Annotated in this window: 12 protein-coding genes and 1 riboswitch; of the genes, 8 read left to right on the top strand and 4 right to left on the bottom strand. The window is 72.5% G+C overall.

What is annotated here, in order from left to right; translation table 11 throughout:
* Positions 1 to 5: 5 nt before the first annotated feature.
* Together fmt and JMF97_RS27745 are read left to right on the top strand one after the other, a co-directional pair.
* Positions 6 to 932, top strand: a complete 927-nt coding sequence (gene fmt, locus JMF97_RS27750) for a methionyl-tRNA formyltransferase (protein ID WP_203224210.1) — start codon at positions 6 to 8, stop codon at positions 930 to 932.
* On the top strand, positions 887 to 2,344 hold the full coding sequence (locus tag JMF97_RS27745) for an RsmB/NOP family class I SAM-dependent RNA methyltransferase (RefSeq protein WP_238360310.1): 1,458 nt from the start codon (positions 887 to 889) through the stop codon (positions 2,342 to 2,344). Before fmt ends, JMF97_RS27745 begins: the two co-directional genes overlap by 46 nt.
* A gap of 57 nt (positions 2,345 to 2,401) precedes the next feature.
* On the opposite strand, the gene JMF97_RS27740 is transcribed toward JMF97_RS27745, so the two are convergent.
* Together JMF97_RS27740 and JMF97_RS27735 are read right to left on the bottom strand one after the other, a co-directional pair.
* On the bottom strand, positions 2,402 to 3,286 hold the full coding sequence (locus tag JMF97_RS27740) for a septum formation family protein (protein WP_203224208.1): 885 nt from the start codon (positions 3,284 to 3,286) through the stop codon (positions 2,402 to 2,404).
* A 73-nt stretch (positions 3,287 to 3,359) separates the two neighbouring features.
* The gene (locus JMF97_RS27735) at positions 3,360 to 4,247 is read right to left on the bottom strand and encodes a septum formation family protein (RefSeq protein WP_203224207.1); all 888 of its coding nucleotides are present in this window, start codon (positions 4,245 to 4,247) and stop codon (positions 3,360 to 3,362) included.
* A gap of 249 nt (positions 4,248 to 4,496) precedes the next feature.
* On the opposite strand from JMF97_RS27735, the gene rpe reads away from it, so the two are divergent.
* From rpe to ribH, 6 genes are all read left to right on the top strand, one after another.
* On the top strand, positions 4,497 to 5,177 hold the full coding sequence (rpe, locus tag JMF97_RS27730; protein ID WP_203224206.1) for a ribulose-phosphate 3-epimerase: 681 nt from the start codon (positions 4,497 to 4,499) through the stop codon (positions 5,175 to 5,177).
* A gap of 1 nt (position 5,178) precedes the next feature.
* On the top strand, positions 5,179 to 6,159 hold the full coding sequence (locus JMF97_RS27725) for a GGDEF domain-containing response regulator (RefSeq protein ID WP_013732795.1): 981 nt from the start codon (positions 5,179 to 5,181) through the stop codon (positions 6,157 to 6,159).
* Positions 6,160 to 6,216: 57 nt separating this feature from the next.
* A riboswitch (FMN riboswitch) is annotated at positions 6,217 to 6,389 on the top strand.
* 140 nt (positions 6,390 to 6,529) lie between these two features.
* Positions 6,530 to 7,591: a bifunctional diaminohydroxyphosphoribosylaminopyrimidine deaminase/5-amino-6-(5-phosphoribosylamino)uracil reductase RibD gene (ribD, locus tag JMF97_RS27720; RefSeq protein WP_203224205.1), complete on the top strand. Its 1,062-nt coding sequence runs from the start codon at positions 6,530 to 6,532 to the stop codon at positions 7,589 to 7,591.
* A 2-nt stretch (positions 7,592 to 7,593) separates the two neighbouring features.
* Positions 7,594 to 8,223: a riboflavin synthase gene (locus tag JMF97_RS27715; protein WP_203224204.1), complete on the top strand. Its 630-nt coding sequence runs from the start codon at positions 7,594 to 7,596 to the stop codon at positions 8,221 to 8,223.
* A gap of 103 nt (positions 8,224 to 8,326) precedes the next feature.
* Positions 8,327 to 9,607: a bifunctional 3,4-dihydroxy-2-butanone-4-phosphate synthase/GTP cyclohydrolase II gene (locus JMF97_RS27710; RefSeq protein ID WP_203224203.1), complete on the top strand. Its 1,281-nt coding sequence runs from the start codon at positions 8,327 to 8,329 to the stop codon at positions 9,605 to 9,607.
* A gap of 5 nt (positions 9,608 to 9,612) precedes the next feature.
* Positions 9,613 to 10,113 (top strand): 6,7-dimethyl-8-ribityllumazine synthase, encoded by a 501-nt coding sequence (gene ribH / locus JMF97_RS27705; protein ID WP_203224202.1) that lies wholly within the window; start codon positions 9,613 to 9,615, stop codon positions 10,111 to 10,113.
* A gap of 70 nt (positions 10,114 to 10,183) precedes the next feature.
* Here ribH and JMF97_RS27700 read toward each other — a convergent pair whose 3' ends face one another.
* Complete coding sequence (locus JMF97_RS27700) at positions 10,184 to 12,175, bottom strand: acyl-CoA dehydrogenase family protein (RefSeq protein WP_203224201.1); 1,992 nt, start codon at positions 12,173 to 12,175, stop codon at positions 10,184 to 10,186.
* A gap of 132 nt (positions 12,176 to 12,307) precedes the next feature.
* Positions 12,308 to 13,051, bottom strand: coding sequence for an amino acid ABC transporter ATP-binding protein (locus JMF97_RS27695; protein WP_238360289.1), 744 nt, complete (start codon positions 13,049 to 13,051; stop codon positions 12,308 to 12,310).
* Between the last annotated feature and the right edge of the window lie 2 nt (positions 13,052 to 13,053).

Here is a 13,053-nt window from a genome sequence, read left to right as displayed (position 1 = left end):
CCGGGATGCGTGTGATCTTCGCCGGAACCCCGGCCGTGGCCGTACCCGCCCTCGCCGCCGTCGCCGAGTCCCGGCACGAGCTGATCGCCGTGGTGACCCGCCCCGACGCGCCGGCCGGTCGCGGCCGTGGCCTGGTCCGTTCCCCCGTGGGCGCCTGGGCCGACGAGCACGGCGTCGAGGTGCTCACCCCGGCCCGTCCGCGTGAGCCGGAGTTCCTGGAGCGGCTGCGCGACCTCGCCCCGGACTGCGTGCCGGTGGTGGCCTACGGCGCGCTGGTGCCGCCGGCCGCGCTGGAGATTCCCCGACTGGGCTGGGTGAACCTGCACTTCTCGCTGCTGCCCGCCTGGCGCGGTGCCGCACCCGTGCAGCACGCGGTGCTGCACGGCGACGAACTCACCGGCGCCAGCGTCTTCCAGTTGGAGGAAGGGCTGGACACCGGTCCGGTCTACGGCACGCTGACCGACGAGATCCGGCCCGCCGACACCTCCGGTGACCTGCTGGAGCGCCTGGCGCACTCCGGCGCCGGGCTGCTGGTGGCGGTGCTGGACGCGCTGGCCGACGGCACCGCCCGCGCCGAGCCGCAGCCCGCCGACGGGGTGACCCTGGCACCGAAGCTGACCGTGGAGGACGCCCGGGTCCGCTGGTCCGATCCCGCCTTCGCGGTCGACCGTCGGATCCGCGCCTGCACCCCCGCGCCCGGGCCGTGGACGACGTTCCGGGGCGAGCGGGTGAAGCTGGGACCGGTCGTCGCGGCACCGGACGCCGACGCCCTCAAGCCCGGGGAGCTGAAGGTGGAGAAGTCGCGGGTGCTGGTCGGCACGGCCACCGTCCCGATTCGCCTCGGCGAGGTGCGGGCGGCAGGCAAGCGGGCCATGCCGGCGACCGACTGGGCGCGCGGCGTCCGGGTCAATGCCGGGGAGGAACTGGCGTGAGGGACACCGCGCCCCGCGGGGGAACGGACCGTCGGGGCGCACGCCCTGCGCGTCCGACGGTGGACCGTCCCCGGTACGCCGCGTACCAGGCCGTCGCCGCGGTCAACCGGGACGACGCGTACGCCAACCTGGTGCTGCCGTCGATCCTGCGCGAGGAGGGGCTGTTCGGGCGGGATGCCGCTTTCGCCACCGAGCTGACCTACGGCACGCTGCGGCACCTCGGCACCCTCGACGCGATCCTCACCTCCGCCGCCGGTCGGGACGTGCAGCGCATCGACCCGCCGGTACGCGACGCGCTGCGCATCGGCGCGTACCAGCTGCTGCACACCCGGGTGCCCCCGCACGCGGCGGTCTCCTCGACCGTCGACCTGGTCCGGATGGTCGGTCAGGGCGCCACCGGCTTCGCCAACGCGGTGCTGCGCGAGGTCGCCGCGTGTGACCTGGACGCGTGGGTGTCCCGCCTCGCCCCGCCGATGGAGACCGACCCGATCGGTCACCTGGCTCTCGCCCACAGCCATCCACAGTGGATCGTGCGGGCGTTCTCCGAGGCGCTCGACGGCGACCTCGGCGAGACCACCCGGCTGCTGATCGAGGACAACGAACGCCCACCGGTGCACCTGTGCGCCCGCCCGGGTCTCGCCGACCCGGTCGAGCTCGCCGACGCCACCGGTGGCGCGCCGGGCGCCTTCTCGCCGTACGCCGTCTATCTCGGTGGCGGTTCCCCCGGCGACGTGGCGGCGGTGGCCGACGGGCGCGCCCACGTCCAGGACGAGGGTTCCCAGCTGGTCGCCAACGCCCTGGCGGTGGCGCCGATCGACGGCCCGGACGGCCGCTGGCTCGACCTGTGCGCCGGGCCGGGCGGCAAGGCGGGCCTGCTCGGCGCGCTCGCCGCGCAACGCGACGCGCGAGTGACCGCGGTGGAGGTGGCCGAGCATCGGGCGCGCCTGGTCGAGGGTGCCACCCGTGGCCTGCCGGTGACCGTGCTGCACACCGACGGGCGGCTGGTCGGCGCCGAGCCGAAGCTGCCCGAGGGGCACTTCGACCGGGTGCTGGTCGACGCCCCGTGCACCGGTCTGGGTTCGCTGCGCCGCCGTCCGGAGTCGCGGTGGCGGCGTCAGCCCTCGGACCTGCCGGCGTTGACCCGGTTGCAGCGCGAGCTGCTCACCGCCGGGCTCCGTGCGGTCCGCCCGGGTGGCGTGGTGGCCTACGTGACCTGTTCCCCGCACACCGTGGAGACCCATGTGACGGTCACCGAGGCGGCCCGCCGGTCCGGTGCCTCGGTGGACTTCGTCGACGCCCGGCCGTTGTTGCCGGCGGGGATGCCGGGGCTGGGGGACGGGCCGACGGTGCAGCTGTGGCCGCATCGGCACGGCACCGACGCGATGTTCCTCGCCGTGCTGCGTCGCGGCTGACGTTCAGCCCTGATCGACGCTGGCACCGGTCCTGCCGGACAGCTGCGGCCCGTGGCCTCAGTTGATCGGCAGGGCTCGGCTGCCGGCACCCTTCATCGACCGGGTCAGGACACGTTCGCTGCTCCAGAGGAAGCACTGCACCCCGCGGTTGCCGTTGCGCCAGTCGTCCTCGGCGGGGTGGTAGAAGATGGTGCCGGCGCGGTACTGGACGTTGTTGTCGTCCGGCAGCTTGGCGAACTTGGCGATCAGGCTGCGGCAGGCCCGGTGGGCCCGGTCGGCGTTGTCCAGGAAAGCCTTGTAGCTGCCCTTCGGGGCCGTCCAGACACCGACGAATTCGGCCCGGTGCCGCGCCGTGCACTTCACGGCGACCATCTCGGTGACCTTGTCGCCGCTGGTCTTGGCGTTGAAGCAGCCGTGCCGCAGCGGCGATGTCCCGGACAGCGCCCCGGCCAGGCTGGCCTTGCGCAGTACCGGATCCGGGGTGTCCAGGCCGCGAAGTTCGGTCACGTCGCAGCGGAACCAGCGGGCGCCGCCGCCCCACGCCGCCGGTGAGGGGAACACCACGCCCAGCCGGACCCGGGCGCTACGCCAGTCGGCTCCCAGGGCGGTGCGCACCTGCCGGTCGCACTCGGTGAAGGCGGTACGCATCGGGGCGCTGCCCACGTCCGGTGGCGTCGCCCCGTCGGCCGAGGTGAGCGCGCCGACGTGCAGGGTCTCGACCCGGTGCGGTTGATCGCACTCCACCGGGTCGTACGCGCCGACGTAGCCGATGTCCAGCACCTGGGTGTGACACGTCCCCGCGTCGGGGGTGAACACCTGCGCCGCGGCCATCGGTGCCCAGTCGTCGCTGAGGTCGCCGTCGATCCCGGCCGGCTTCGTGCAGCCGGCCAGCGCCAGCGTCACCACCGTGCCCAGCGCGATCCCGGTCAGCCATCGTCGCATCCCCGTCGGCCCTCCCGCCGTCCGCGCCAGCCCCGCCCGCCGGCTCGCGCAGCGGCAGCATACGGCACGGTGATCACGTCACGGGGAGTCCCTGCGGGCCGACCCCCCGCATCGAACCGGTGAGCTTGCGATCGTCGCTCCACAACAGACAGCGCACCCCCCGGTCGCCCTCCTCCCACTCGCGCTGCGACGGCGGGTAGAAGATCGAGCCGGCGCGGTAGGGCAGGTCGGAGTTGTTGGGTACGTCCGCGTACTCGGCGATCAGCGACATGCAGCGGCGGTGTGCCTGGCCGGCCGAGTTGGTGAACTCCTCCCAGGTCATGTCCTGCTCGGTGTACACCCCGACGAACTCGGCGCCGTGCGGCTCGGTGCACAGCACCGGCGCCATGTAGTTCAGGCTGTTGCCGATGAGCTTGGGGTCGAAGCAGCGGTGCACCAGCGGCGAGTCGCCGATCAGCGCCCCGCGCAGGCTGCCGGTGCGGTTGACCGGCCGGGTGTTGTCGATGCTGTCGGTCTCACTCAGGTCGCAGCGGAACCAGCGCGCGCCGCCGTTCCAGGCCGACACCGACGGCAGGGCGATGTTCAGGGTCAGGCGGGCGACGTGCCAGTCGCCGCCGAGCACCAGCCGGGCCCGCTGGTCGCACTCGGCCCGCGCGGTGCGCAGCGCCGCGGAACCGGGCTCAGGTCGCGGACCGTTGGCCGCCCGTCCGGTGAACGCGCCGACGTGCACCGCCTCGGCCAGATGGTTGCGGGCGCAGTCGACCGTCTCGTAGGTGCTCGCCTGCACGATCGCGGTGACCCGCGGCAGGCAGGCGTCGGTCGCCGGGACGAACATGGTCGGCGCGCGCATCGCGGGCCAGTCGTCGGTGAGGTCGCCGTCCGTCGCGCCCTGCCGTACACAGCCACTCAGTGCAATCGCAGCCGCGCTCGCCAACGCCAGCGCTGCGAACCACCGTCGCATCGTCCGCCCTTTCCGGGAGCCGGTGCCCGGCTGTCGGCTCCCGTGCCAACCGGCCTGCACGTTACCGTCACCGTCCCGGATGGAGTGTCGCCGCGATTCGCCCGTCTGGCCAGTCGGGATCACCCGCACACTGTGCCATCGACTCCGGCGGGTGCCATTCTGCACCATTGGTCACCTCTGGGTCACGCGGTGTCCTGCGGATGGAGCCGTGCTGGCGGCGGCCGGTGGCCGCCTTCGTACACTGGCCGCGTGACCGTACCGCCGCTGATCGTCGCGCCGAGCATCCTCGCCGCTGATTTCGCCCGCCTCGCCGAAGAGGTCCGTGCCGTCGAGAACGCCGCGGACTGGTTGCACGTCGATGTGATGGACAACCACTTCGTGCCGAACCTGACCATCGGGTTGCCCGTCGTGCAGAGCCTGCGCGCCGCCACCGAACTCCCGTTCGACGTGCACCTGATGATCGAAGATCCGCGCCGGTGGGCGCCCGGCTACGCCGACGCCGGCGCCTACAACGTCACCTTCCACGCCGAGGCGTGTGACGATCCGGTGGCGCTGGCCAAGGACCTGCGTGCCGCCGGCGCCAAGGCGGGGCTGGCGATCGACCGGGACACCCCGATCGAGCCGTACCTGGACCTGCTGCCGCACTTCGACACGCTGCTGGTGATGACCATCAAGGCCGGGTTCGGTGGCCAGCGGTTCATCCCGCAGCTGCTGGACAAGGTCCGTGCCGCCCGCCGGCACCGCGACGCCGGCCATCTGGAACTGCGCATCGAGGTCGACGGGGGGATCGCCGCCGACACCATCGAGCAGGCCGCGGCGGCCGGTGCCGACGCCTTCGTCGCGGGCACCGCGGTCTACGGCGCCGACGATCCGGCCGAGGCGGTACGCCGGCTGCGGCAGTTGGCGGAGCGCGCGGCCGACGGGCAGTGACGTGGAGGCCGCAGGTGACCGCAGGGACGTGATCCTCGTCGTCGACGACGACGAGGACATCGCCCGTTTCGTCGAGTTCAACCTGCGGCTGCACGGTTTCGACGTCATGCTGGCCAGCGACGGTCAGGAGGCGTTGGAGCTGATCGAACGTCAGCGTCCCGATCTCGCCGTGGTGGACCTGATGATGCCCCGCATCGACGGCCTGGAGCTGACCCGGCGGCTGCGGGCCGACCCGATGACCGCGGTCCTGCCGGTGATCATGTTGACCGCCAAGGGGATGACCCAGGACAAGGTCAACGGGCTCAGCGCGGGCGCGGACGACTATCTGGTCAAGCCCTTCGACACCCTGGAACTGCTGGCCCGGGTCACCTCGACGCTGCGCCGCAACAAGGAGTTCCGCGAGGTCTCCCCGCTGACCGGGCTGCCGGGCAACAGCCGCATCCGCAGGGAGATCGCCGACCGGGTCCGCAGCGGCACCGACTACGCGGTCGGGTACATCGACATCGACCGGTTCAAGAGCGTCAACGACCGGTACGGGTTCGTCCGCGGCGACGACTTCATCGCCGCGTTGGCCCGGACCCTGCACCAGGCGGTGGTCTCGGTGGCGCCACCGCCGGCCTTCCTCGGTCACGTCGGCGGTGACGACTTCGTGTTCGTCTGTACCCCGGATCAGGTTCTGGCGTTGACGTCCCGAGTTTCCGCAGATTTCGAGAAGGCGGCCGACGCGCTGTACGACCCCACGGACCGCGAACGGGGGTATGTGGAGCTGAAGGACCGGCGCGGAAACATGCGAAAAGCGGCTTTGGTGACGCTGTCCATCGGGGTCTGCGTTTCCGACGCCGACAAGCGTCTGACCAGCCCACTTGAGGCGATGACCATTGCCTCGGAGATGAAGAGCGTGGCCAAGAGCCAGCCCGGTTCGTACGTGGCGGTGGATCGTCGGCGCGGCGTCTCCGATCCGAATCAGCGTCATGTGAAGTAGCTCGCCGCTCTGGCCAAACCACCCACTCGCCGTGTAAGACTTCCCTCAGTACCCACCACGCGCTGGCGGGACTCGGTGTAATTCCGAACCGGCGGTGATCCACGGTCCGACCGTGGTAAGCCCGCGACCCGGGAGCGGTTCGTCCGCCCGGTGGACCTGGTGAGAATCCGGGGCCGACGGTTGGGTGCGGCCCGTCCGCGCCCAGACAGTCCGGATGGGAGACAGCGCGCGGATCGGAAGGGGTCGGTGCTCGCCGTGTCGTGGCGTGCGCACCCTCCCTGCCGGGGCGGCTGTGCCGTTGCCGGATTCCGCCCGCATGCCTGTCGCCTCCCCGCCCGCGCCCGGACAGCGAGAGGGCAGGGGTCAGGCGATGGCGAGCGTCTCCGTGGACGAGGCGATGCGTCGCGCGATCGAACTCGCGGCGCGCGGGCTCGGCACGACCAGTCCCAATCCGGTGGTCGGCTGTGTGCTGCTCGACGCCGACGGCGAGGTGGTCGGCGAGGGCTTCCACGCGTACGCCGGTGGGCCGCATGCCGAGATCGTCGCGCTGGCCCAGGCCGGGCACCGGGCGAAGGGCGGTACCGCGGTGGTCACCCTGGAGCCCTGCGACCACACCGGGCGCACCGGCCCGTGCAGCGACGCCCTGGTGCAGGCGCAGGTGGCGCGCGTGGTGATCGCGGTGCCGGACCCCACCCCGGTCGCCGCCGGGGGTGCGGCGACGCTGCGGGCCGCCGGCATCCGGGTCGACCTGGGGGTACGCGCCACCGAGGCGGAGCACGGCAACGTCGCCTGGCTGACCGCGATGCGCCGGGGCTGGCCGTACGTGATCTGGAAGTACGCGGCGACGCTTGACGGCCGCTCCGCGGCTGCCGACGGCACCAGCATGTGGATCACGTCCGAGGCGGCCCGGATGGACGTGCACGCGCTCCGCGCGACAGTCGACGCGGTGATCGTCGGGGTGGGCACGGTCCTCGCCGACGACCCGCGACTGACCGTGCGCAACCTGCGTGACGGCAGCCTGGCCATCCGGCAACCGTTGCGCGTGGTGGTCGACTCGGCCGGACGTACCCCGCTCGACGCCCAGATCCGCGACGCCGCCGCCCGCACCTGGATCGCCACCGCGGCCGAGGTGGGCGCCGGCCCGGACGGCGGAGTGGACCTGACCGCGCTGCTGGCCGCCCTGCACACCAAGGGGGTACGGGCCGTGCTGCTGGAGGGCGGGCCGAAGCTGGCCGGGGCGTTCCTCGCCGCCGGCCTGGTCGACCGGGTGGTCGGCTATCTCGCCCCCCGGCTGCTCGGCGCGGGCCCGGCGGCGCTGGTCGACGCCGGTGTGACCACCATCGCCGAGGCCATCGACCTGGAGATCACCGACGTTACGCAGATCGGTCCCGATCTACGTATCACCGCGTTTCCCCGCAAGAGGGAGGGCTAGGCATGTTCACCGGCATCGTCGAGGAGTTGGGCGAGGTCGTCGGGGTGACCCCGACGGCGCAGGACTCCGCCCTGGTCGCGGTCCGTGGCCCCCTGGTCACCTCCGACGCCCGGCACGGCGACTCGATCGCGGTCAACGGCGTCTGCCTGACCGTCGTCGACGTCGACGGCGGGGTGTTCACCGCCGACGTGATGGGCGAGACGCTGCGCCGCTCGGCGCTGGGCGCGCTGCGTGCCGGGGACCCGGTCAACCTGGAACGCGCCGCCGCGCTGGGCAGCCGCCTCGGCGGGCACCTGGTGCAGGGGCACGTCGACGGCGTCGGCGAGGTGCTCGCGCGGGAACCCGCGCCGCGCTGGGAGACCGTCCGGTTCCGGCTGCCGGCGGCGCTGTCGCGGTACGTGGTGGAGAAGGGCTCGATCACCATCGACGGGGTCTCGCTGACCGTGGCCGAGGTCGGCGACGACTGGTTCAGTGTCGGCCTGATCCCGACCACCCTGGCGCTGACCACCCTCGGCACCCGAGCCGTCGGCGACCCGGTCAACCTGGAGATGGACGTGCTGGCCAAGTACGTCGAGCGGCTGCTCGACGCCCGCCAGGCCGACGCCCCCGTGTCCGGCCCGGTGGCGTCGTGACCGGCGCGTTCGGCCGGTCGCTCACCGCCGTGGGGTGGCGTACCACGCGGGCCACCACCGCGACGTCCGTCCCGATTCCATCCACCTACGCGGAGGCCGTCGCATGACCGAGCACAGCGAGCCGGGACCCTTCACCGACATCGAGCAGGCCCTCGCCGACATCGCCGCCGGTCGGCCGGTCGTCGTGGTCGACGACCCCGACCGGGAGAACGAGGGCGATCTGATCTTCGCCGCCGAACTGGCCACCCCGGAACTGCTGGCGTTCACCGTACGGCACACCTCGGGCTTCATCTGCGCGGCGTTGACCGAAGCCGAGTGCGAGCGGCTCGACCTGCCGCCGATGCACCACACCAACCAGGACCGCCGGCAGACGGCGTACACGGTGACGGTGGATGCCCGGGAGGGGGTGAGCACCGGCATCTCGGCGGCCGACCGGGCGCACACCATCCAGCTGCTCGCCGACCCGTCGACCGGGCCGGCCGACCTGGCCCGGCCCGGGCACGTGGTGCCGCTTCGGGCCCGCCCGGGCGGGGTGCTGCGGCGGGCCGGACACACCGAGGCGGCCGTCGACCTGGCCCGGCTGGCCGGTCTGCGACCCGCCGGGGTGCTCTGCGAACTGGTCAACGACGACGGCAGCATGATGCGCCTGCCGGACCTGGAGAAGTTCTGCGCCGAGCATTCGCTGGCCCTGATCACCATCGCCGACCTGATCGCCTACCGGCGGCGTACCGAGAAGCAGGTCGAACTGGTCGCCGACGCCCGGATGCCCACCGAGCACGGGGTGTTCCGGGCGCTGGGCTACCGCAGCGAGACCGACTCGGCCGAGCACGTGGCCCTGGTGATGGGCGACATCGGTGACGGCCGGGACGTGCTGGTCCGGGTGCACTCCGAGTGCCTGACCGGAGACGCCTTCGCCTCGGTGCGCTGCGACTGCGGTCCCCAGCTCAACGCCGCCCTGGACCGGGTGGCCCGGGAAGGGCGGGGCGTGGTGCTCTACGTACGCGGTCACGAGGGGCGGGGCATCGGGCTGCTGCACAAGCTTCAGGCGTACCAGTTGCAGGACCAGGGCCGCGACACGGTCGACGCGAACCTCGACCTCGGCCTCCCCGCCGACGCGCGGGACTACGGCACCGGCGCGCAGATCCTCTACGACATCGGGGTGCGCTCGATGCGGCTGCTCACCAACAACCCCGCCAAGCGGGCCGGGTTGGAGGGCTACGGGCTCACGGTCACCGGCCGGGAGAGCCTGCCGGTGCGCACCCACCCGGAGAACGTGCGCTACCTGCGCACCAAACGGGACCGGATGGGGCACCTGCTCGACGTGGACGAGACCGCCGAGGCCCCGATGGGTCGCCCGGTGGCGGGCAACGAGATCGGAGCGTAGGACAGATGGCAGGTTTCGGTGAGCCGGGGACGACCCCGGTCGACGCGTCGGGAATGACCGTGGGCGTGGTCGCCGCCCGCTGGCACGGTGAGCTGACCGACCACATGCTCGACCGGGCGGTGGCCGCCGCGCAGGCGTGCGGAGCGCAGGCCGTGGTGGCCCGGGTGGCCGGCTCGGTGGAACTGCCGGTGGTGGCCCAGGCCCTGGCCCGCCGCTGCGACGTGGTGGTCGCCCTCGGCGTGGTGGTACGCGGCGCCACCGCCCACTTCGACTTCGTCTGCCGGTCGGTCACCGACGGGCTGACCCGGATCGCGCTCGACGAGGGCAAGCCGGTGGCGCACGGGGTGCTCACCGTCGACACCCTCGACCAGGCCCGCGACCGGGCCGGGCTGCCCGGCTCCGCGGAGGACAAGGGCTGGTCCGCCACCGTCGCCGCGCTGGACGCCGCCCTGGCCATCCGTGGCGTCAGCACCGGCGGCAACCAGCGCGTCGGCTTCGGCGTCTGAGGGCGTACGCCACCCCGGCGGTCCCGCCGCCGACCGGTCGGCCCGGTCCCGCCGCCGACCGTCGGTCCGGTTACGCCGCGACGGTCTGCGGGTCACCGGCGGCGTCGTGGGCGGCCATGGCCTCCTGCCGGTCGGCCTCCTCGCGCAGGATGGCGCAGTGCAGCCAGGTCGGCGGGATGCCGAACCCGTCCACCAGCGTGCCCATCTGCGGGCGTAGCTCCTTGAGCAGGTTGTTCACCACGGCGGTGATCACCTTGGCGCGGGCCGGGGTGAGCCGGCCGTGCTCCAGGAACCAGCCCTTGTGGGCCTCGATGACGCTGAGCGCGTACAGGTCGCAGACCCGGGACAGCAGCGCCTTCACCGCCGGATCCGAGGTGGCCTCGATGCCGGCGACGAACGCCTCCAGGGTGACCCGGTCGACGTGCGCGGCGGCGACGGCCAGGACGTGGTCCTGCACGTCGTTGAAGATGTCGAAGGGCCGGTCCTTCTTGGTGCTGGCGCCGTTGCGCAGCCGCCGGACCGCACCGTCGAGCAGGTGTCGTTCACGATCCTCGAAGGCCTTGAGCTGCCAGCCGCGGTCGGTGACCGCGACCTCCTCGTCGCGGCCGGGCACGGCGCTGACCAGCCGTTCGATGAGCGACCGTGCGGCGGTACGCTCCAACACCATCTCGCGGACCTGTTCGGCGACGAACGAGGCCCGCCCCCAGCCGTCCAGCGAGCCGAACTCGTCCCGGTAGCCGGTGAGCAGTCCCTTGGCCACCAACTGCAACAGCACCGTGTTGTCGCCCTCGAAGGTGGTGAAGACGTCGGTGTCGGCCTTCAGGCCGGGCAGCCGGTTCTCGGCCAGGTAGCCGGCTCCGCCGCACGCCTCGCGGCACATCTGGATGGTGCGGGTGGCGTGCCAGGTCTGCGCGGCCTTCAGGCCGGCGGCCCGCGACTCCAGCTCCCGCTGCCGATGCTCGTCGACCGGGCCGTCGCCGCCCTGCACCTCGTCGATCGCGGCGACCAGCTCGGCCTGGGCGAAGTGCAGGGCGTACGTGGTGGCCAGCGCGGGCAGCAGCTTGCGCTGGTGGGCCAGGTAGTCGTTGAGCAGCACCTCGCGCTCGGCGTCGGGGCTGCTGAACTGGCGGCGGATGTCGCCGTAACGCACCGCGACGGTCAGCGCCACCTTGGTGGCCGCCGCCGCGGCGCCACCCACGCTCGCCCGACCCCGGACCAGGGTGCCGAGCATGGTGAAGAAGCGTCGCGAGTCGTTCTCGATCGGGCTGGAGTAGGTGCCGTCGGCGGCCACCTGGCCGTACCGGTCCAGCAGCATGTCCCGCGGCACGGTGACGTGGTCGAAGCTGAGCCGGCCGTTGTCCACGCCGAGCAGGCCGGCCTTGGGTCCCGCGTCGCCGATGGTCACCCCGGGCATCGGGTTGCCGGCCGCGTCGCGGATCGGAACCAGCCAGGCGTGTACGCCGTGCCGCTGCCCGTTGGTGATCAGCTGGGCGAAGACGACCGCCATCCGGCCGTCGCGGGCCGCGTTGCCGATGTAGTCCTTGCGGGCCGCCTGATGCGGGGTGTGCAGGTCGAAGGTCTGCGTGGCCGGGTCGTACGTGCAGGTGGTGCGCAGCTGCTGCACGTCCGAGCCGTGCCCGGTCTCGGTCATCGCGAAGCAGCCGAGAATGTCACCGGCGACGATGTCGCGCAGGTAGGCGTCGTGGTGCCGCCGGGTGCCCAGCGACAGCACCGCGCCGCCGAACAGGCCCCACTGCACGCCCGCCTTGACCATCAGGGACAGATCGACCTGGGCCAGCATCTCGGTGGCCACGATCGAGGCCCCGATGTCGGAGCGGCCGCCGTACTCGGCGGGGAAGGCTGCGGGCATGCCCATCGTGACCGGCAGCCGGGGCAGCAGTCCGGTGATCCGCTCCCGGGCCTGGTCGCCGGTTTCGCCGTACACCGGCAGGAAGCTGTCGTCGAGTTCGGTGCGGTGGGCCTCGCGGACCTCGGCCCACCGTCCGTCCAGCACCTCTCGCAGGCGGGCGACGTCGACGGGTACGGACGGCTGACTGGACATGGCTGCTACCTCTGGCGACATCGTCATGGGTGCGTTTTGTACCCAATCGAGCTTACCCAGCCACCACTTTGTGGCCTCGATCATGGCGTAATCGGTGCCGGTAAACGCTCTCCCCGCCCTCGACCGGGTCGGTCAGAGGCGGCGGGCCTCGATGATCCGGGCCAGGAACTGGCGGGTACGCGGGTGAACGGGATCGGCGAGCACCTGGCTGGGCGGGCCGGACTCGATGACCCGGCCGGCGTCGAGGAAGCAGACCTGGTCGGCCACGTCGCGGGCGAAGCCCATCTCGTGGGTGGCCAGGATCATCGTCATGCCCTCGGTCTTGAGGTCGCGGATCATCGTCAGCACCTCACCGACCAGCTCCGGGTCCAGCGCCGAGGTGACCTCGTCGAGCAGCAGCAGCCGGGGCGAGTTGGCCAGTGCCCGGACGATCGCCACCCGCTGCTGCTGGCCGCCGGAGAGCCGGTCCGGGTACGCGTCGGCCTTCGCCCCCAACCCCACCCGCTCCAGCAGCTCCCGGGCCCGGGCCTCCGCCTCGGCCCGCGCCCGGCGGTGCACCCGACGCGGCGCCAGGGTGATGTTGTCCAGCACGCTCAGGTGCGGAAAGAGGTTGTACGACTGGAACACCATGCCGATGCGGCGGCGTACCTTGTCGGGGTCGACGCCGGGGGCGGAGATGTCCTCGCCGTCCAGCTCGATCGTGCCGTCGTGCAGGTCCTCCAGCAGGTTGATGCAGCGCAGCAGGGTCGACTTGCCCGACCCGGAGGACCCGATCAGGGCCACCACCTGGTGTTCGGCCACGGTCAGGTCGAGACCGTCGAGGACCACCTGGTCGCCGAAGACCTTGCGCAGCCCGCGGCACCGCAACACGTCCATGC

The organism is Micromonospora fiedleri (assembly GCF_016774385.1).
Lineage (GTDB): Bacteria > Actinomycetota > Actinomycetes > Mycobacteriales > Micromonosporaceae > Micromonospora > Micromonospora gifhornensis.
This window is presented reverse-complemented; position numbering and strand designations above follow the sequence as displayed.